The organism is Xanthomonas sp. F4 (genome assembly GCF_011761895.1).
The window spans coordinates 273,116-292,414 of sequence record NZ_JAASQX010000005.1 but is presented as its reverse complement, the minus strand read 5'-3'; the positions used below and the strand labels follow the sequence as shown (position 1 = coordinate 292,414).

Sequence of the window (19,299 nt, the reverse complement as noted above, 5' to 3'; positions counted from 1 at the left end):
TTACTTTTCTTTGCTCGCGCAAAGAAAAGGTAACCAAAAGAAAGCGCGCCCTGCCTCGCGCCCTCCGCGCTGCGCGCTCCGGGTCCGCGTCCAGCCCGGGGATCCGCGGAAGGGGCTTGTCTGCTTCGCAGCCAAGTCCGGGGCAGTCGCCTCACGGCGCCAGCCCGCCCGCCGGGGCGAAGCAGTGCTTCGCCTTTTTCCGGCGAGCCCTGCCCCTGCCGCGGACGGCGCACGTCCCTGTGCGCCGCCCCTTCGGGGTTTTTCCCCGCGCTGGCCGCCGCTTCGGAAGGGAACCCGGTAAATCAAAAGCCGGGGCAGCAGCCAAAGCACAGCAACAGCAAAGGCAAGTGCAACGGCGGCTGCAACCGCTATGGCTGCTCCGGCTGACCACCTACGACGCAACTCTTGCGCGCGTCTGCGCACCGCAAGCGCAACACCTCTAACCCTTTTCCAGGCACCCGACCATGGCCACCCCCGACCTGCCGACCTTCGACAAGATCCTCATCGCCAATCGCGGCGAGATCGCCTGCCGGGTGATCGCTACCTGCCGCAAGCTCGGCATCGCCACCGTGGCCGTGTACTCCGATGCCGACCGCGACGCGCGCCACGTGCGCCTGGCCGACGAGGCCGTGCACATCGGCGCCGCGCCAGCACGCGAGAGCTACCTGCGCGGCGAGCGCATCCTCGAGGCCGCGCAGCGCAGTGGCGCGCAGGCCATCCATCCCGGCTACGGCTTCCTGTCCGAGAACGCCGAGTTCGCCGAGGCCTGCGCCGCGTGCGGGCTGGTGTTCATCGGGCCACCCCCGGCGGCGATCCGCGCCATGGGCGACAAGAGCGCGGCCAAGGCTCTGATGCAGGCGGCCGGGGTGCCGCTGACGCCCGGCTATCATGGCGAGCGCCAGGATCCGGAGTTCCTGCGCGAACAGGCCGCGGCCATCGGCTACCCGGTGCTGATCAAGGCCAGCGCCGGCGGCGGCGGCAAGGGCATGCGCCGGGTCGATCGCGACGAAGACTTCGCCGCCGCGCTCGCCGCCTGCCAGCGCGAGGCGCAGGCCGCGTTCGGCAATGCGCACGTGCTGGTGGAGAAGTACGTGCTGCGGCCGCGGCACATCGAGATCCAGGTGTTCGGCGACAGCCACGGCGAGCTGGTGTATCTGTTCGAGCGCGACTGCTCGGTGCAGCGCCGCCACCAGAAGGTGCTGGAGGAAGCGCCTGCGCCGGGCATGGACGAGACGCGGCGTGCGGCGATGGGCCAGGCCGCGGTGGAGGCCGCGCGCGCGGTCGGCTATGTCGGTGCCGGCACGGTGGAGTTCATCGTCGCGCCCGATGGTGCGTTCTACTTCATGGAAATGAACACCCGCCTGCAGGTGGAGCATCCCGTCACCGAGTGCATCACCGGCACCGATCTGGTCGAGTGGCAGTTGCGCGTGGCCGCCGGGCAACCGCTGCCGCAACGCCAGCACGAACTGGCGATCCGCGGCCATGCGCTGGAAGCGCGGCTGTACGCCGAAGACCCGGCGCGCGGCTTCCTGCCCTCGATCGGCACGCTGCAGCACCTGCGCCTGCCCGCCGCCGATGCGCATACCCGCGTCGATGCCGGCGTCGAGCAGGGCGACACGATCGGCCCGCACTACGATCCGATGATCGCCAAGCTGATCGTCTGGGATGTGACCCGCGAGCGCGCGCTGCGGCGCATGCAGGCGGCGCTCGCCGCGTGCCAGGTGGTGGGCGTATCGACCAATGCCGCGTTCCTGCAGCGCCTGGTCGGCACCACGGCATTCGCGCAGGCGGATCTGGACACCGCGCTGATCGAGCGCGAGCACACTGCCCTGTTCGATATCCCCACCCCGACCACCGATGCGCTGTGGAGCCTGGCGGCACTGGCCTGGCAACTGCACGAGCCAGCGCCGGCCGCGCAGGCTGCCGATCCGCAGTCGCCGTGGGACCTGCGCGACGGCTGGCGGCTGGGTGCGCCGGCGCCGCGTGCGCTGACCTTGCAGCATGGCGAGACGCAACGCACGCTGCACCTGACCGCGCACGCGGGCGGCTGGCGGATCCACCCCGCGCAGGCGCAGGACGCGCTCGAGGCGAGCGGCCAGTTGCGCGACGGCCGCCTGTGCGCGTTTCTCGGCACGCAGCGGGTGCAGGCCGAGGCGGTGTTCGCCGGCACGCAGCTGCACCTGTTCGTCGACGGCCACGGCTACCTGTTCGAACGCCACGATCCGGTCGCCGAGGCCGACCAGCCGGCGGTGGAGAGTGGTGGCCTGACCGCGCCGATGCCGGGGCGCATCGTCGCCCTGCTGGTCGCGCCCGGCACCCAGGTGAGCCGCGGTACGCCGCTGCTGGTGCTGGAGGCGATGAAGATGGAGCACACCCTGCAGGCGCCGGCCGACGGCACGGTGCAGGGCTTCCGCGTGCGCGAGGGCGAGCTGGTCGGCGACGGCGTGGCGCTGCTGGATTTCGACGCGGCCTAAGCGGCACGCGCCAGGCCGCGGTCGCCAAGGCCGCGGCAAGGCGTCACACTCGGCGCTGGTCCCTCGCCGTGCCTGCGCCATGAAACTCACTGCCCACGTCCTCGACGGCCACACCCTGGACGTGCGCCCGGCGCCGCGCGAGCGACCGTGGATGGACCAGACCGCCGAGCGCTACGCCTACCGCTGCCTGCCGCTGGACATCGCCAACGCGCACGGCTGGGAATTGCTGTGCCAGACCGCGTTCGAGGCCGAGTGGAACGGCGGCAACGCGCTCGACGACCTGCGCGTGCAGCCGGCGCCGGGCACGCACGCGCCGGCAGTCAGCCACTTCGGCTACGGCGTGCTCACCTTCCACGTGCCCTGCCTGTTCCGCACGGAAGCCGGCGTGGACCTGTACGTCACTGCGCCGGTGAACCGGCCCAAGGACGGCATCGCCGGGCTCACCGGGCTGATCGAGACCGATTGGAGCCCGTACACCTTCACCATGAACTGGCAGTTCACCCGCCCCGGCCGGGTGCGGTTCGAGGCCGGCGAGCCGTTCTGCCACTTTTTCCCGGTGCAGCGCCGCGTCCTGGCCGAGACCGAGCCGCGCTGGCAGCCGCTGTCGCAAACGCCGGAACTGGAACGCGAGCACCAGGAATGGATGCGCAGCCGTGGGCAGTTCCTGCACGAGCTGGAACAGCCCGACTCCAACGCCAGCCGCGAAGGCTGGCAGCGCAGCTACTTCCGCGGACCGGCGCCGGGGCAGTGCCCGGTCGGCGTGGAGCACCGGGTGAAACTGCGGCTGGCACCGTTCACCCGCGGCGACGACGCGGCGTGAGGGCGGCTCAGCGCGGGTGGCGCTGGCGCACGCGCGTGGACAGGCGGAACACGCCGTAGGCCAACAGCATGCCCAGGCCCCCGGCAACGGCATGCGCCCAGTCGAACACGCGCGGGCCGAGGCCGCCGGCCTGGTCACCCCACAGGTTGAACAGCACCAGGACGATGGCGGTGAGCCCCAACCCGGCCAGGAACGCGGCGCGATTGGCGCCGAGCGCATAGAACAAGAACGGCAGGCCCAGCCCGACCAGGAAATGCACCGGGAAGAAGTACACCGAACCGTAAGGCCGCAGCAGCGACCAGACGATGGCAGCGAAGACCGCGACGAAGACGAACAGGCCCAGCGACAGCGCGCGGGTCTTGGCGGGGGGAAGGCGTGGCTCGGTCATGCGTCACCTGCGGGCAATCGCTGACCGTAGCCGAGGGCGGATCACGGCCCGGTCAAGACTGCGCGCAGCGCTCGGCTGCAGGCGCTCAACGCGCGGTGCGGCACCACTGCCGCTCGCACGGCACGCCATCGTGGTTGCCGTCCATCTCCACGCCCGGGCAGTGCTGCAGGAAGTACATCGCTTCGGCGCAGGACGTCATCTGCGCGCAATGCGTGCGACCGTCGCACTGGAACGCGGGCGCTGTCGCCGGCGAGGCGTGCGCAGTGGCGGCTGGCGCAGCGGGTGATGGTGGCGCTGTGGCGGTCGCCTGCGGTGCCGCCACGAAGCGCAGCGCCGCGTAGGCGGCGAGCGCGAGCACCGCCAGCAGCATCAGCACGCCGAGCCAGCGGCCGCGACGCGTGCGCGGTGCGGCCACCGCACGCGCCGGCACCGCCGGCGCACGGCCGGGCCGCATCACCTGCAACGCCCGCGGCCGCCCCTGCGCGTCGTGCTCCAGGTCGAAGGAGATCAGCTCGCCCACCCGCGGGGGCACGCCGTCGTCGGGAAACGCCGCGCGTTGCACCTCGGCTTCGGTCTCGCGATGCGCCAGGCGCACCCGGCCGCAGCCGCGCTCCTCGTCCCACTGAATCAAGGTCCCGTGCGTACGCATGGCGTCACCGCAAGAAAGTGCATCGCCGCGGTGGACGCCGCCGTGCCCGCTGCGTCCACCGTCCCCACCGCGCCTGCCCGCTCCCGCCAGCGCAGCCCCGCGCGCAGCATGCCACGGCCGGAGTATCCGCGCTGGCTTGCCGCGACCGCTGCATGCAGGCCCGGCTGCGTCGGCATGACCCGCCGTCCGCTTGCTGCCGCAGCGTCGGCGCGCGCAACTGTCTACCACCGGCTGCGCGGCGCTCGCTAGAGTCCGAAGCGTCGAGCAACGCCGACGCCCGCACACCGCGCGGCGCTGGCGATCGACGCGCAACCCGGCATCGCGGCCGCCGCATGGCGCCGCCCCCGCAGCATTCGTCCCCCGATGCTGCCTGCCGGGCCCGCGCGTTTCCCCCACGCTCGACGCAACACGATCCTTCAGCGCAGTTGCCTTCCACACGGGGTCAGGAGAGCGACATGGACATGTCTTCGGTCCGCTAGGCCGTTTCCACCGCATCGCCGCTTCCACGGCTTCGCCGCCGCGTCCGCGCGGCGGAAGTGGACGCTGCACCTCCCAATGCATCTCTCGCTTCGTCTGCGCGCGCAGCCGGATGCATGCGCGTGCCTGTGGCACGGCGGGAGTCCCTCATCGCGGCCGCGCAGCAGCGCGGGCGTGCGGCCGGTCCGGGGCCAGGGGATGTCCGGACACAGGACGCGGCATTGCCGCACGCACCGACGCACACGACCGGAGGTCCATCATGCACCTGCCCCATCCGCGCATTCTCGCCATCGCCACCGCGCTGACTCTCGCAAGCGGCGCCGCCTCCGCAGGGCGGTTTCCGGATTTCGGCTACGCGCCGCCATCCACCTACACAGGGCCGGTGTTCCAGCTCAGCCAGGACTATCCGCAGCAGCCGCCCAGCGGCCCGTTGCCAAGCTTCTTCCAGAAACTGCCCCGACCGCTGACCAACAACTTCGAAACCTGGCGCGGCTATGCCGACGCGGTAAAGACATACTGCCTGGAAGGCAACGTCGAAAGCGACTGGTACGTGCAGAACAACAAGCTACGGCGCTGGTACCACGCCCCCTGGCAGCACTACGGCCCGCACGGCCGCGAAGGCGTGCACGGGCTGACCCAGGAAGCGCCGATCCAGGCCAAGCAACTGGCGCCGACCCAGCTCACCTCCGGCCAGACCTTCGCGGTCGGCATCTACAACGATGTCGGCGGCTATACCTTCGGCCAGGTGTGGAAGGATCCGCAGAATCCGGATCCCAGCTTCACCACCAAGCCCAACACCTTCCGCGACGGCACCGTGGTGTGCAAGGCGCTGTTCGCCGACGTGGACCTGAGCCAGGTGCCGTTCCTGCAGAACCCGGTGCTGTGGAACGCCTGGGTGCCGAACAGCTACGGTTCCACCGACCGCACGTTCAAGAAGGTGGCGCTGATCCAGATGGACTTCGCCGTGCGCGACAGCCGCATTCCCGGTACCGGCTGGATCTTCGGCACCTTCCAGTACAACGGCGCGGTCAGCGGCAAGCTGGGCTGGCAGAACCTGGTGCCGGTGGGCGTGATGTGGGGCAACGATCCGCAGAACAGCAGCGACGACTACACCAACAAGCAGCCGACCCGGACCCGGATCAATCCGCGCATCCTGCAATCGGCGATCAACGCCAAGCCGGAACTGCCGCCGACCCACCTGGGCTGGAACGGCCGCCTCAACGGCCCGGTGGACAATCCGGTCAGTTCCTGCATGAGCTGCCACATGACCGCCGAGTCGCCGCAACTCTCGCCGATGAACCCGACCTTCCAGACCGACCAGAAAAAGATCCCGCCGGTCGGCTCCAAGGAATGGATGCGCTGGTTCCAGAACATTCCGGCCGGGCAGCCGTTCGACGCGGCGGCGAAGAGCACCGACTACAGCCTGCAGCTGGCCGGCGGCATCGCCAACTTCTATGAATGGAAATGCACCCAGGACGGCGTGTTCGTCCGCGGCGGCAACCTGTGCGAGCAGAGCAAGACGCCGCTGAAGCTGATGCAGTCCACCACGCCGCCGCCGACGGTGTACCCGGTCGAGCGCGGGCCGAGCAACCAGGACCAGGAATAAGCACGGCAATGCCCTGCCTGCCGCGCACCCGCCCACGGCGCCGGCAGGCAAGGCCTTCACCGAACGCGACAAAACTGGTACCGATGGACGGGCGTCAGGCGCTCTGCTGCCTGCGCCACCAGGTCACCGCATCGATCAGGCCATAGGCCAGGAACGCCGCCAGCACCACCTGCACATTGAGGATCGGCAGCGAGCGCAGGGAGTCGTAGGCACTGTTGTGCACCAGGACTTCCACGGCCCGGCCCGTAGGCGAACCACGCCGGTCCAGCACTGGGACCGCGTCGCCACTGGACTGATCCCGCGTCTCGTACACGATCACCGCGTCCCGCTGGAGAAAGTGGTTGATGCCCTTGTACAGGAACATCGACGACGAATACGCATGGAAATTGACCATCACCAGTAACACGAAGGTGATGTAGACGATGGCGCGTCGCAGATGGTTCATGGTGGACTCCCTGGGCACCAACGCGGCGCCTGCGATCGGTGATCACAGCAGCATGCAATAGCAGAACAAACAGAGCAACGCGGTGCGCTCATGGCGATGGCGTGCCGAGGGGCTGACCGCACGCGGCGGAGTGCGCGCACTGCGAGCGACCTCGTCCTGGCGCGTCACGCTCGCTCAGTCGATCTGCTGCCCGACCCACCAGGTCGTGCCGCCGGCGTCGCGGAAACCGCCGCGCCGGTCGGGATCGTCCTTCTGCATCGGCGCCTGCACCGCCGTGGCACCGGCGGCCAGCGCACGCTGGTAGGTCGCGTCGACGTCGCGCACGTAGACGTGCACATGTGCCGGCACCGGCGGCCAACCGTCCACCGCATCGCAGAACATCACCACGGTGTCGTCGATGCGCACCTCGCCGTGAGCGAGGCGACCTCCCTCGCCAGGAATCTGCCGTAACGGTTCGGCATCGAACACCGCGACCAGGAAATCGATGGTCCGCTGCGCGCCGTCGACGATGAGATACGGCGAGACCGAGGTGTAGCGTTCTGGCTTGAACGACATGGAAGGCTCCTGAGATTGGCTATCGGACGGGGACCAATGCTTTCGGCGATGAAGCGTTTCATGCGATGGGCGGTGATATCAGGACGAAGCTGTACAGGCGCGTGCAGGCCCACTCACAACGCGCACGAACTCACCCGTGCCGCCAGGGTAAAGGGCACCGCGCCCAGGTCATCCAGGCCTTCGACGTCGAACGCGTACATGCCCTTGACCACGAGCGTCAGTTGCCCGTCGCGCGCGAGGTTGAAGGTCAGCGTCTCGACGTCGACGGGGTGGTGCGCGCCCGCCAGGTAGAGCGAGCCATCGATATAGCCGTCCTGCGGGTTGCGCGGGAAGTCGAAGCGCTTGCCGGCCAGGTCGCCGAGCCTGAGCGAGGGCAGCGCGATGCCGTCCAGGCGGATCGACGTGTCCACGATTTCGCCGGCATGCAGGAACGGGTGCAGCAGGATCTCCAGCGAGGCGGCATCCGGCAGGCCGGACAGGATCGCGTGGCGCGGCTTCAGGAGGCTGGGCGAGAACGTCGACATCGCAGTGCCGCCCTTCAGTGTTGCGTCACCGGCAACGCCACGTCCATCAGCGTGGCGTCGTCCGGATCCGGGGTGGCCTTGAAACCGAGTTGCTGGCACATCGCCAACATGGTGCGGTTCTCGCGCAGCACCTGGCCTTCGACCATCTTCAGGCCCAGCCAGCCGGCGTACTCGATCATGATCCGCATCAGCTGCCAGCCGATGCCGTGGCCCTTGAGGTCGGAGCGGATCAGGATGCCGTACTCGCCGCGGTCGTAATCGGCGTCGGCATGCAGGCGCACCGCGCCGAGCATGTCGCCGCTGCGCGGTTCGATCGCCACCAGCGCGATCGAGCGCGCATAGTCGAGCTGGGTCAGGCGCGCGATGAATTCGTGGCTGAAATGCTTGACCGCCTGGAAGAAGCGCAGGCGCAGGTCCTCGTCGGTGACGCGGGCGAAGAAGCTGCGGAACAGCGCGTCGTCCTCCGGCCGCACCGGGCGCACGAGCGCGGCGCTGCCGTCGTTGAGCACGATGCGCCGCTCCCACTCCTTGGGGTACGGGAAGATCGCGAAGCGCGGATGGCCGCGGCCCTTGTGCAGGCGCCGCGACGGCGCCACCGCCACCCGCGCGTCGACCGCGATCACGCCATCGCGGTCGGCCAGCAGCGGGTTGATGTCCAGTTCGCGGATCTCCGGCAGATCGGCGGCCAGTTGCGCCAGTTTCACCAGCACCATCGCCACCGCGCGTTCGTCGGCGGCGGGTACGTCGCGGTAGGCCTTGAGGATGCGGCTGACGCGGGTGCGGCCGATCAGTTCGTGGGCCAGGCGCAGGTCCAGCGGCGGCAGCGCCAGCGCCTTGTCGTCGATCACCTCCACCGCGGTGCCGCCGCGGCCGAACACGATCACCGGGCCGAAGGTGGGATCGTCGGCGATGCCGGCGATCAGCTCGCGCGCCTTCGGCCGCAGCAGCGAGGGCTGCACCAGCACGCCATCGATGCGCGCCTCCGGCCGCGCGGCGCGCGCGCGGGCGAGGATGCCCTCGGCCGCGTCGCGCACCGCCTCCACGCTCACCAGGTTCAGGCGCACGCCGTCCACGTCGGACTTGTGCGGAATGTCGGCCGAATGGATCTTCACCGCCACCGCCGAGCCCTGCGCCAGCATCGGTGCGGCCACCTGCGCCGCGGCCTCGGCGTCGGCGGCGTGCGCCACCGCCGCGGTGGGAATGCCGTAGGCGGCCAGCAGCCGCGTGGTCGCCAACGGATCCAGCCAGGTCTGCCCGGCGGCCAGCGCGGCGTCGACGATGCCGCGCGCGGACGCGGCGTCGAAGGCGAAGTCGTCGGGCAGGCTCGGCGGCGTTTCCATCAGCGCCGCCTGCGCCTCGCGGTAGCGCACCAGGTGCATGAAGCCGCGCACCGCGTCGGCCTCGGTGGCGTAGGTGGGGATGCGCGCGGCATTGAGCGTGGCGGTGGCGCTCTCGTCGTTGCCCAGCCATACCGCGAACACCGGCTTGTCGCGATGATGGCGCGGGCGCTGGCCGAGGATGCGGGTCAGCGCCTGCGCCGCGTCGGCGGAGGAGGTGAACGCGGTCGGCACGTTGACCACCAGCACCGCGTCGTTCTCCGGATCGTCCAGCAGCGCGCCGGCGGCAGCGGCGTAGCGCTCGCCGTCGGCGTCCACCACGATGTCCACCGGGTTGCTGTGCGACCACTCCTGCGGCAGTGCCTGCTCCAGCCGCTGCTGGGTGGGCGCCGACAGCGCCGCCAGGGTGCCGCCGAGATCGGACAGCGTATCCACCGCCAGGCGGCCGACGCCGCCGCCGTTGCTGAGGATGGCCAGGCGTCGCCCCGGAAAGGTGCTGAGCCGGCCCAGCGTCTCCGCTGCGGCGAACAGTTCGTCCAGCGCGCGCACCCGCAGCAGGCCGGCGCGGGCGAACGCGGCGCCGTATACCGCATCGGAACTGGCCAGCGCCTGCACGTGGGTGTCGGCGTTGGGATCGATGCGCAACTGCCGGCCCGACTTCACCACGACGACGGGTTTGGCGCGCGCGGCGGCACGCGCGGCGGACATGAACTTGCGCGCGTCGCGGATGTGTTCGACGTAGAGCAGGATCGCGCGGGTGCGGTAGTCGGTGGCGAAGTAGTCGAGCAGGTCGGCGAAGTCCACGTCCAGCGCGTCGCCCAGCGAGACCACCGCGGAGAAGCCGACCGCGCGCGCCACGCCCCATTCCACCAGCGCCGCGGCGATGGCGCTGGATTCGGAGATCAGCGCCAGGTCGCCTGGCTGCGGGCAGTGCGCGGCGATGCTGGCGTTGAGCCGCGCATGCGGCGCGATCACGCCCAGGCAGTGCGGGCCGAGGATGCGCAGGCCCTTGGCGCGCGCGGCGCTTTCCACCCGCGCCGCGGCCGACCCCGGTCCGCTGCCGAGCCCGGCGGTGAGGATGATCGCCGCGGCCACACCGCGCCGGGCGGCGATCGACACGATGCGCGGCACCATCCGCGCCGGTGCGGTGATCACCACCAGGTCCGGCACCCATGGCAGGTCGGTGAGGCGGCGCACCGTGGGCACGCCGTCGATCTCGCGATAGCGCGGGCTGACCCAGCCGATCTGCCCGGGAAACCCGGCCGCGCGCAGGCTGCGCACCACCGCGCGCCCGGCGGAGCGCTCGCGCGGGCTGCCGCCGACGATGGCGACCGAGGCGGGGCGGAACACGGACTGCAGGTGATAGGTGCTCATGGCGGCGGCAGAGGCGAGCGAATGCGCTAACGGTACACGGCTGGCCGCGGCGCGGGGATGATCCGGGTCTTGCGGCGCACCGTACCGCGCGGTCGGCGACAGTGCGCACCGTCGCGATTCCGGCGTTCGCGCGTCGGGGCTGAAGCCCCTCCCACAAGGACTCCGGTCGGCCGCCCGGTGCTCATGGCTCGCGTGTGCTGCTGGATCAGGAGCGGCACCGCCGGCAGCAGACCTCCTTGGGGGGAGCGTTTCAGGACACCTCGAATCACCGTTTCTGCGGCGCATCGCGCTGTCTCGTAGGAGCGGCTTCAGCCGCGACGAGGCTCTACCGGTAAGACACGGTCGCGGCTGAAGCCGCTCCTACGCGTGTGCGTTTGTGCTTGCTCGAGGCGCCCTTCAGTCGCGACGCGACCGAGCCACAGGCGACGCGATCGCGCAAGCGCAGCGCCCTGATCGGCGGCGATCCCCTCCCCCACAGGAAGGCCCGCAGCACCGTCACTCACCCGGCCTCGACCTCCAAGGATCCGCAGAGCCCATCGGGCACCCCGCACGCAGCCCGGGTCAGCAGACGGTCGCATTGGCGGCCGCATAATGCGGCGATGGAGACGACTCGTGCATAGCGGCGGCCTGGAACTGGCGCTGGTGCTGCTGCTGGCCGCGGTGATCGCGGTGCCGGTGTTCAAGCGCCTGGGCCTGGGCGCGGTGCTGGCCTACCTGGCCGCGGGCGTGGTGCTGGGGCCGGACGGGCTGGGCTTCGTGCAGGACACCGAGCGCATCCTCAACGCGGCGGAAATCGGCGTGGTGATGCTGCTGTTCCTGATCGGCCTGGAGCTGTCGCCGGCGCGATTGAAGCTGATGCGGCATGCGGTGTTCGGCGCCGGCAGCGCCCAGGTCGCGCTGACCGCGCTGCCGCTGGGCGCGCTGGCGCTGTGCATGGGTCTGAACTGGAAGAGCGCGCTGGTGATCGGCCTGGCGCTGGCGCTGTCGTCCACGGCGGTGGGCCTGCAGCTGCTGGCCGAGCGCAAGGCGCTCAACAGCGACTACGGCCGGCTCGGCTTCGCCATCCTGCTGTTCCAGGACCTGATCGCGATCCCGCTGCTGGCGGCGGTGCCGCTGCTCGGCGGCGCCAAGAACGACACCCTGACCTGGTCGGAAGTGGGCCAGGCGCTGGGCGCGCTGGCGGTGGTGGTGCTGTGCGGGCGCTTCGTGCTGCGCCACCTGTTCCGCACGGTGGCGCGCACGCGCATGCCCGAGGTGTTCACCGCCAGCGCGCTGCTGGTGGTGCTGGGCAATGCCTGGTTCCTGCAGAAGGCCGGGCTCAGCCCCAGCCTGGGGGCGTTCCTGGCCGGCGTGCTGCTGGCCGATTCGGAGTTCCGCCACGAACTGGAGGCACAGATCGAGCCGTTCCAGGGCCTGCTGCTGGGCGTGTTCTTCATCGCCGTGGGCATGGGCATCGACCTGGACCGCATCGTCGCCGAGCCGTGGCTGATCGCCGGGGCGGTGGCCACGCTGCTGCTGGTCAAGTTCGCGCTGCTGGCCGGTATCGCCCGCGTGCTGCGCCTGCCCTGGCGCAGCGCGCTGCTGCTGGGCAGCCTGCTGTGGCTGGGCGGCGAGTTCGCCTTCGTGGTGTTCACCGAGGCGCAGCGGGTGCGCCTGCTCGACGACGCCACCCACGACCGCCTGGTCGCGGTGGTCGGCGTGTCGATGGCGCTGACGCCGCTGCTGCTGATCGGCATGCAGCGCCTGCTCGGCGCCAGCGAGGCCGGCAAGGGCAAGCGTCCGCAGCTACCGGCGGAGCAGTACGACACCGTGGATGCGCAGCGCGCGCAGGTGCTGATCGCCGGCATGGGCCGCTTCGGCCAGATCGTGGCGCGCCTGCTGACCGCGCAGCGCATCCCGTTCGTGGCGCTGGAACACAATCCGGACACGGTGGAGGACCTGCGCCGCTTCGGCAACAAGATCTACTACGGCGACCCCAGCCGCGCGGACCTGCTGCGCGCGGCCGGCAGCGACGGCATCCGCATCTTCGTGGTGGCGATGGACGACCCGGAGACCAACATCAAGACCACCCGACTGATCCGCCGGCTCTACCCCACCGCCAAGGTGCTGGCGCGCGCGCGCAACCGCCAGCACGCCTGGCGGCTGATGGACCTGGGCGCCGAACCGTTCCGCGAAGTGTTCGCCTCCAGTCTGGAACTGAGCGAGCAGGTGCTGCTCGGTCTCGGCCTGGACCCGGCGACCGCGCGCGACCGCATCGCCCGCTTCCGCGAGCACGACACGCAACTGCTGCGCGCCCAGCACCTGGTCTACGACGACGATGCCGCGTTGGTGCAGACCGCACGCGCGGCGCGCGCCGACCTCACCAAGCTGTTCGAGGCCGACGTCAACGATCCCACGGCCGGGCCGGCGGATGCGACCGGCGCGGGGCAGCCGCGCGGTTGATGTTGGTGAGCGACCGGGTCGCGATGGGGACACTGGCCAACCGCCAAGCTGCACCCGGATCGCGACATGATGCGGGCGTCATCCGGCATGGTCGCATCGGGGCTGAAGCCCCTCCCACAATGACAGTCGAACGCGTCCGCCGCGGTGACGCCTTTGCTGGCGACAACAGGGACGCTAGGACCAGGCAGGTATGCCGGTTCGCCAAGGCCAATGCTCGGTAAGCGCGCTGTGTCCGCACGCCACCAATCCTTCCCTTGTGGGAGGGGCTTCAGCCCCGACTGCAGGCTCCAGCCGCCGTCGCTGTGCCGCTCCTGCTGAGATGGAGGCATCCCCGAGCACTGGCGCTCACGCCAGCGCCCGGGGCACCGCCTCAACGCTTGCGCGCCGGACGCTGCGCGGTGCTGCTGGCCGCGCGCTTGACGGCTTTTTTTGCAACTTTCTTCGCGGCCTTCTTGGCCACCTTCTTCGCAGGCGCCGAGGCGGCCTTGCTCCTGCTCGCCTTGCGCGGCGCAGCAGAGGCTGAGGCACTGGCCGGCTTGGCCGCGCTGCGCTTCGGCGCCGGCGTTACCGGCCGGGTTTCGGTGGTGGCGCCGGCCTCCGGCGGGCGACGCGGCGGTGGGCGGCGCCCGGCGGTCAGGGTGCGCCAGGTGTGGCCGCCGTTGAGCGCCAGCAGCGCATCGGCCGCAGCCGGGCCGGCGCTGCCGGCCGGGTACTGCGGGGTCTCGTCGGCCGAGGTCTGCCACGCGTCGAGGATGGGCTGCACGATGGTCCAGGCCGCCTCGACCATGGTCGCGTCCTGGAACAAGCCGGCCTCGCCGTGCATGCAGTCCTGCAGCAGGCGCTCGTAGCCCACCGTGTATTCCTTGGGGAACCAGTCGCGGTAGCGGAAATCCATGCGCACCGGCGCCAGGCTGACCCGCGCGCCCGGACGCTTGACGTCGAACTGCAGCGAGATGCCCTCGTCGGGCTGGATGTGCAGCACCAGCCAGTCGGGGCCATAGCCGCCGATCTCGGCGCTGCGCAGCGGCGCCAGCGGTGCCGGCTTGAAGCGGATCGCGATCTCGGTGGTGCGCTCGCGCAGGCGCTTGCCGGTGCGCAGGTAGAACGGCACGCCGGCCCAGCGCCAGGTATCGACCTGCAGCTTCATCGCCACGTAGGTCTCGGTATTGGAATCGGGCGGCACCGTGTCCTCCTCGCGGTAGCCAGGCACGGCGTTGCGGCCGATCGCGCCGGCGGCGTACTGGCCACGCACCACGTCGGCAGGACTCAGTGGCCGTACCGCCTCGATCACCTCGGCACGCCTACGCAGCATCGCGGCGGGGGTGAACGCTGCCGGCGGTTCCATCGCGATCATCGCCAACAGTTGGAACAGGTGGTTGGGCACCATGTCGCGCAGGCAGCCGGTGGGATCGTAGAAACCGCCGCGGCCTTCCACGCCGATGGTCTCGGCCGCGGTGATCTGCACGTGGTCGATGCGGTCGCGGTTCCACACCGGCTCGAACAGGCCGTTGGCGAAGCGGAACGCGAGGATGTTCTGCACCGTTTCCTTGCCCAGGAAATGATCGATGCGGAACACCTGGTCCTCGTCGAGCACGCGGCCGACGATGGCGTTGAGCTCGCGCGCGCTCTGCAGGTCGTGGCCGAACGGCTTCTCCACGATCACCCGGCGCCAGCCGCCGGTGGCGCTCTGCTTGACCAGCCCGGCCGCGCCCAGTTGCTCGATCACCGGGGCGAAGAAGCGCGCTGCGGTGGCCAGGTAGAACAGCACGTTACCGCCGGTGCGGTACTGCGCACCGATCTTGTCCAGCAACGCGCCCAGCGAGCGGTAGGTGCCGGCATCGTTGAAGTCGCCGCGCAGGTAGTGCAGGCGCGAACGCAGCCAGCCCCATACCTCCTCGTCCAGGCCGTCGGCCTTGAACTCGGCGTCGCGGTCGGCCATCAGGCCGCGCATCGCATCGCCGAGCATGCGCCGCCACGCCACTTCGCTGACCGCGCCGTGGTCCACGCCGATCACCGCGAACTCCTCGGGCAACGCGCCGCTGTGGCGCAGGTTGTACAGCGCCGGCAGCACCAGGCGGCGGGTCAGGTCGCCGCGGGCGCCGAACACCACGATCAGGCAGGGAGGAGTGGTCTGGGAAGCATCGCTCATGGATGGGTGTCCTGTTCGCCGATCAAGCCATGCAGGCGCAGCGCCGCGTGGACCAGCGCCACGTGCGAATAGCCCTGCGGGAAATTGCCGAGCATGCGGCCGCTGCGCGGGTCGTACTCCTCGGCCAGCAGGCCGACGTCGTTGCACAGGCCGAGCAAGCGTTCGAACAGCGTCTGCGCCTGCTCGCGGCGGCCGAGCAGCGCATAGTTCTCCACCAGCCAGAAACTGCAGGCGATGAAGGTGCCCTCGCCGGCCGGCAGGCCGTCGCCGCTGTCGTCATCGGCGCGGTAGCGTTCGACCAGGCCGTCGATGCTCAGGCGTTCGGCGATGGCGTCGGCGGTGGCGGCCACGCGCGGATCGTCCGGCGGCAGGAAGCCGACCAGCGGGATCAGCAGGGTCGCCGCGTCCAGGCGCTCGCTGCCGTAGCTCTGCACGAAATAGCCGTCGCGGTGCACGCCCTGCGCCAGCACCTGCGCATGGATCTCGTCGGCCAGCGCGCGCCAGTGCGCGCGTTGCGCGGCATCGGCGTCGGTGACGCCATCGCGCGCGCCGCAGTCGAAGGCCAGCCACGCCATCACCTTGGAATGCACGAAGTCCTGGCGCTTGTCGCGGATTTCCCAGATGCCTTCGTCCGGATCTCGCCAGCGCTCTTCCAGCACCTCCAGCAGTTGCCGCGCCAGCGAGCGGCCATGCACCGCCGAGGCCATGCCCTCGTGGTGACCGCGGTGGAACGCGGCGATCACCTCGCCATAGACGTCGAGCTGGAACTGGCCGACCGCGGCATTGCCCACACGCACCGGCGAGGCGCCTTCATAACCGGGCAGCCAATCCACCTCCCATTCGGACATGCGCCGCTCGCCGCCGATGCCGTACAGCGCCTGCAACTGGTCCGGCGACCCGGCCACGGTGCGCTGCAGCCAGCCATGGAAGGCGGCGGCTTCGTCGAAGTAGCCGGCCGCGCGCAAGGCGGTCAGGGTGAACACCGCATCGCGCAGCCAGCAGAAACGGTAGTCCCAGTTGCGCTCGCCACCCAGGCGTTCGGGCAGCGAAGTGGTCGGCGCGGCGACGATCGCGCCGGTGGGCAGGTAGCTCAGGCCCTTCAGCACCACCAGCGAGCGCCGCACTGCCTCGGTCCACGGGCCGGCATCCAGGCAGCGGTGCGACCAGCCATGCCAGAACGCCTCGGTCTGCGCCAGCGCCTGTTCCGGTTCCAGCAACGGCGGCAGTTCCAGGTGCGAGGCGCCGTGGCTGAGCACGAACCAGGTGCTCTCGCCGGCCTCCAGCACGAACTCGGACTCGGTGGCGAAGCCGTGGCCTTGCATGGTCTGTGGGCTGCGCAACGCGATCTGGTCCGGCCCGGCCACCGCCTGCAGGCCGCCGTCGATCTGCGAGACCCAGGGGATGGTGCGGCCGTAGTTGAAGCGCAGCTGCAGCTGCATGCGCAGCGGCACCTTGCCATGCAGGCCGCGCACGATCCGCACCACGTGGTTGTGCGTCACCTCGTCGTGGCTGGCGACCATGAAGTCGAGCAGCGCCACCGCACCGGTGTCGGTCTCGAACCGCGTCTCCAGCACCAGGCTGCCGTCGCGGTAGGCGCGGGTGCTGGTGAAGGCGCCCTGTGGCGCGATCGCCCAACGGCCGTGGTCGGGTTCGCCGAGCAGGGCGGCGAACAGGGCATCGGAATCGAAGCGCGGCAGACACAGCCAGTCGATCGAGCCGCAACGGTCCACCAGGGCCGCGCTGCGGCAATTGCCGAGCATGGCGTAGTCTTCGATTCGCGAGGCCATCGTGGGCGCCGGGACGGGGGAGCGGCGAGTCTGCCAGCGCCGGTGTTTGCGTTACGTAATCGCCGCGCGGTGCCGTTCAGGCGCGCGCAAGCAGCCGGCTGCCGCTACACTGCGCCTGCGCATGACTTCCGATCCCGCTGCCGCCGCCTTGCGCACTCTGGTCCTGGAGGATGATCCGATACTGCGCGATCGCATCCTGGTGCCGGGCCTGCGCCGCTTCGGCTTCGCCGCCGATGGCTGCGGCACCGGCGCGGAACTGCAGCAGCGGGTGCAGCGCGACGGCGCCGAGATCGTGGTGCTGGATGTCGGCCTGCCCGACACCGATGGCTTCACCCTGGCCGGCGCGCTGCGCCAGCAGTACCCGGACATCGGCATCGTCATGCTGACCAGCCTCGGCCAGACCGAGGACCGCATCCGCGGCCTGACCGGCGGCGCCGATGCCTACCTGTCCAAACCGGTGGAAATCGACCTGCTGGCCGCGACCCTGCACAGCCTGGCGCGGCGCGTGAGCGGGCGCCCGCCCACGGCGCCGGCGCGCGGGCGCTGGCAGGTGAGTGAAGACGGCTGGTGCCTGCTGTCGCCGGCCGGCGCCGCCGCGGCGCTGACCGGCAGCGAACGCCGGCTGTGCCTGCGCCTGCTCGAGCAACCTGGGCTATTGGTGGCGCGCGAGGCATTGATCGCCGCCCTGACGGACCGCGTCTACGACTTCGACGCGCACCGCCTGGATTCGATGGTGCACCGCCTGCGCAGCAAGGTGCAGCGCCGCTGCGGCGAGCCGCTGCCGCTGGCGGCGGTGCACGGCAAGGGCTACATCTTCGATCCCGCCGGTTAGCGCGCGCCCTCGCTGGCGCGCGCCACGCTGCACGGACAGTCGAGCCAGGTGCTACGCCGACGCCGCATCGGCGTGCGGCAGCACGATGCGGAAACGCGTGCCCACGCCCACCGTGCTGTCGACCTGGATGTGGCCGCCAGCGCGCACCACCAGGTCGCGCACCACCGCCAGGCCCAGGCCGGTGCCGCTGTCGGCAGGCTTGGTGCTGTAGAACGGCTCGAACACCTGCGCGGCCACCTCCGCCGGCATACCGTGGCCGTCGTCGGCGACCTCGATGACGGTGGTGTCGTCCTCGCTGGACACAGCGATGTCGAAATGACCACGGTCGGCGATCGCATCGCGGCTGTTGGACGCCAGGTTCAACAGCATCAAATCGAACTGGCTGCGCTCGAAGCGGATCGGCGCCGGCGTCGCCGGTAGCGCACAGCGCAGCACGATCCGCGCTTCCAGCAACTGCCGCAGCATCGGCTGCAGGGCCTCCACCGCCACCGCCGCGTCGAAGCGTTCGACATGCTCGGCATCGCGGCGGCTGAAGCGCAGCAGCCGGCGCACGATGGTCATGCCACGCTCGGCCGATGTCTCCACCGCGGCCAGGCTGTCCTCCAGTTGCGCGATGCGCTGCGCGTCGCTGGCGAGGTCGTCGTCGTGGCGCGCGGCGGCGAAGCCGGACATCACCGCCAGGATGTTGTTGAAGTCGTGGGCCAGGCCGCTGGCCATGCGCTCGGTGATCTCGCGCTTCTGCGCGTGGATCAGCTGGGTCTGCGCGCGTTCGCGCTCCTGCATTTCCTGCTGCAGGCGCTGGCCGCGCGCGTTGGACTCGCGCAGGCTTTCGCGCAGCGCCTCGGTGGTGCGGTCCAGCAGCAGTGCCACCAGCAGGTAGCTGAACAGCACCGGCGGCACGTTGTAGAACGCGCGTGCCGGCTCGTCGGCGAAGTCCACCAGAACATCGCGCCAGACGCCGACGCCGAGCATCAGCAGCAAGGCGACGAACGTCACCCACAACGCGCGGCGCCCGAGCACCAGACCGGCCAGGATCAGGACCAGCATCTGCGCCAACTGGTCCGGCAACTGGTTCTGGAAGCCGTGGATCGCGGCGTTGACCAGCAGCGAGCCGAGCATCGCCCCCAGCGCCAGCCGCACCCCGCCACGCAAGGCGCCGTGGCGCACGCGCACGAAGCCGATGGCCGCGCACACGCCGATCAACAGACTCATGCCCAGCGACACCACCATGCCCGGCGGCAGCGGCTGCCCGCGCAACTGCGGCCAGGCCAGGACCACCGCGACCGCGATCGTGGCGGGAATGGTCACCGCCAGGAACAACAGCAGCAGCTGGATCACCCGCGCATTACGCCGATCCACCTCGTCCAGCAGCGGCGCGCGGCCCAACCAGTTCCAGAACGCCTTCATGCCGCGGTGCCCAGCCCGTTCAGTGAGAATCCT

General features: G+C 70.5%; 14 protein-coding genes. 5 read left to right on the top strand and 9 right to left on the bottom strand.

Annotated features, from left to right (window positions below):
- The first annotated feature begins 464 nt into the window (after positions 1 to 464).
- Positions 465 to 2,474 (top strand): acetyl/propionyl/methylcrotonyl-CoA carboxylase subunit alpha, encoded by a 2,010-nt coding sequence (locus FHR66_RS16960; RefSeq protein ID WP_160968404.1) that lies wholly within the window; start codon positions 465 to 467, stop codon positions 2,472 to 2,474.
- Positions 2,475 to 2,553: 79 nt separating this feature from the next.
- Complete coding sequence (locus FHR66_RS16955) at positions 2,554 to 3,294, top strand: DUF6065 family protein (RefSeq protein ID WP_160968403.1); 741 nt, start codon at positions 2,554 to 2,556, stop codon at positions 3,292 to 3,294.
- A 7-nt stretch (positions 3,295 to 3,301) separates the two neighbouring features.
- Here the strand turns inward: FHR66_RS16955 and FHR66_RS16950 are convergent, their stop codons facing one another.
- Both FHR66_RS16950 and FHR66_RS16945 read right to left on the bottom strand, forming a co-directional pair.
- A complete protein-coding gene (locus FHR66_RS16950; RefSeq protein ID WP_160968402.1) occupies positions 3,302 to 3,682 on the bottom strand; it encodes a hypothetical protein in 381 nt (126 codons plus the stop codon).
- Between the two features lie 85 nt (positions 3,683 to 3,767).
- A complete protein-coding gene (locus FHR66_RS16945; RefSeq protein ID WP_160968401.1) occupies positions 3,768 to 4,331 on the bottom strand; it encodes an excalibur calcium-binding domain-containing protein in 564 nt (187 codons plus the stop codon).
- Positions 4,332 to 5,067: 736 nt separating this feature from the next.
- Here FHR66_RS16945 and FHR66_RS16940 point away from each other — a divergent pair.
- A complete protein-coding gene (locus FHR66_RS16940) occupies positions 5,068 to 6,414 on the top strand; it encodes a hypothetical protein (protein ID WP_160968400.1) in 1,347 nt (448 codons plus the stop codon).
- Between the two features lie 94 nt (positions 6,415 to 6,508).
- Here FHR66_RS16940 and FHR66_RS16935 read toward each other — a convergent pair whose 3' ends face one another.
- From FHR66_RS16935 to FHR66_RS16920, 4 genes are all read right to left on the bottom strand, one after another.
- Positions 6,509 to 6,859 carry a hypothetical protein gene (locus tag FHR66_RS16935; RefSeq protein ID WP_160968399.1) on the bottom strand — a complete coding sequence of 117 codons (351 nt, stop codon included), beginning with the start codon at positions 6,857 to 6,859 and terminating at the stop codon, positions 6,509 to 6,511.
- A 174-nt stretch (positions 6,860 to 7,033) separates the two neighbouring features.
- Complete coding sequence (locus FHR66_RS16930) at positions 7,034 to 7,414, bottom strand: VOC family protein (protein ID WP_160968398.1); 381 nt, start codon at positions 7,412 to 7,414, stop codon at positions 7,034 to 7,036.
- Positions 7,415 to 7,527: 113 nt separating this feature from the next.
- On the bottom strand, positions 7,528 to 7,938 hold the full coding sequence (locus tag FHR66_RS16925) for a hypothetical protein (RefSeq protein WP_160968397.1): 411 nt from the start codon (positions 7,936 to 7,938) through the stop codon (positions 7,528 to 7,530).
- Positions 7,939 to 7,952: 14 nt separating this feature from the next.
- Positions 7,953 to 10,649 carry a bifunctional acetate--CoA ligase family protein/GNAT family N-acetyltransferase gene (locus FHR66_RS16920; protein ID WP_160968396.1) on the bottom strand — a complete coding sequence of 899 codons (2,697 nt, stop codon included), beginning with the start codon at positions 10,647 to 10,649 and terminating at the stop codon, positions 7,953 to 7,955.
- A gap of 612 nt (positions 10,650 to 11,261) precedes the next feature.
- Between FHR66_RS16920 and FHR66_RS16915 the strand changes: the two genes are divergently transcribed.
- Positions 11,262 to 13,091: a monovalent cation:proton antiporter-2 (CPA2) family protein gene (locus FHR66_RS16915; RefSeq protein WP_160968395.1), complete on the top strand. Its 1,830-nt coding sequence runs from the start codon at positions 11,262 to 11,264 to the stop codon at positions 13,089 to 13,091.
- A gap of 370 nt (positions 13,092 to 13,461) precedes the next feature.
- Here the strand turns inward: FHR66_RS16915 and zwf are convergent, their stop codons facing one another.
- Together zwf and FHR66_RS16905 are read right to left on the bottom strand one after the other, a co-directional pair.
- Complete coding sequence (gene zwf, locus FHR66_RS16910) at positions 13,462 to 15,240, bottom strand: glucose-6-phosphate dehydrogenase (protein WP_160968393.1); 1,779 nt, start codon at positions 15,238 to 15,240, stop codon at positions 13,462 to 13,464.
- Positions 15,237 to 17,027, bottom strand: coding sequence for a glycoside hydrolase family 15 protein (locus tag FHR66_RS16905; RefSeq protein ID WP_160968391.1), 1,791 nt, complete (start codon positions 17,025 to 17,027; stop codon positions 15,237 to 15,239). Before FHR66_RS16905 ends, zwf begins: the two co-directional genes overlap by 4 nt.
- Positions 17,028 to 17,148: 121 nt before the next feature.
- On the opposite strand from FHR66_RS16905, the gene FHR66_RS16900 reads away from it, so the two are divergent.
- Positions 17,149 to 17,859 (top strand): response regulator transcription factor, encoded by a 711-nt coding sequence (locus FHR66_RS16900; RefSeq protein ID WP_160968389.1) that lies wholly within the window; start codon positions 17,149 to 17,151, stop codon positions 17,857 to 17,859.
- A 51-nt stretch (positions 17,860 to 17,910) separates the two neighbouring features.
- On the opposite strand, the gene FHR66_RS16895 is transcribed toward FHR66_RS16900, so the two are convergent.
- Entirely contained in the window at positions 17,911 to 19,266 is a 1,356-nt protein-coding gene (locus tag FHR66_RS16895) for a sensor histidine kinase (protein WP_160968387.1), read from the bottom strand.
- Positions 19,267 to 19,299 lie beyond the last annotated feature (33 nt).

Excerpts from the sequence above, each read along its gene's own strand:
- FHR66_RS16935 (WP_160968399.1), bottom strand. The coding sequence starts at position 6,859 with ATGAACCATCTGCGACGCGCCATCGTCTACATCACCTTCGTGTTACTG.
- FHR66_RS16920 (WP_160968396.1), bottom strand. The coding sequence starts at position 10,649 with ATGAGCACCTATCACCTGCAGTCCGTGTTCCGCCCCGCCTCGGTCGCC.
- FHR66_RS16925 (WP_160968397.1), bottom strand. The coding sequence starts at position 7,938 with ATGTCGACGTTCTCGCCCAGCCTCCTGAAGCCGCGCCACGCGATCCTG.
- FHR66_RS16930 (WP_160968398.1), bottom strand. The coding sequence starts at position 7,414 with ATGTCGTTCAAGCCAGAACGCTACACCTCGGTCTCGCCGTATCTCATC.
- FHR66_RS16905 (WP_160968391.1), bottom strand. The coding sequence starts at position 17,027 with ATGGCCTCGCGAATCGAAGACTACGCCATGCTCGGCAATTGCCGCAGC.
- FHR66_RS16895 (WP_160968387.1), bottom strand. The coding sequence starts at position 19,266 with ATGAAGGCGTTCTGGAACTGGTTGGGCCGCGCGCCGCTGCTGGACGAG.
- FHR66_RS16950 (WP_160968402.1), bottom strand. The coding sequence starts at position 3,682 with ATGACCGAGCCACGCCTTCCCCCCGCCAAGACCCGCGCGCTGTCGCTG.
- FHR66_RS16955 (WP_160968403.1), top strand. The coding sequence starts at position 2,554 with ATGAAACTCACTGCCCACGTCCTCGACGGCCACACCCTGGACGTGCGC.
- FHR66_RS16940 (WP_160968400.1), top strand. The coding sequence starts at position 5,068 with ATGCACCTGCCCCATCCGCGCATTCTCGCCATCGCCACCGCGCTGACT.
- zwf (WP_160968393.1), bottom strand. The coding sequence starts at position 15,240 with ATGAGCGATGCTTCCCAGACCACTCCTCCCTGCCTGATCGTGGTGTTC.
- FHR66_RS16900 (WP_160968389.1), top strand. The coding sequence starts at position 17,149 with ATGACTTCCGATCCCGCTGCCGCCGCCTTGCGCACTCTGGTCCTGGAG.
- FHR66_RS16945 (WP_160968401.1), bottom strand. The coding sequence starts at position 4,331 with ATGCGTACGCACGGGACCTTGATTCAGTGGGACGAGGAGCGCGGCTGC.
- FHR66_RS16960 (WP_160968404.1), top strand. The coding sequence starts at position 465 with ATGGCCACCCCCGACCTGCCGACCTTCGACAAGATCCTCATCGCCAAT.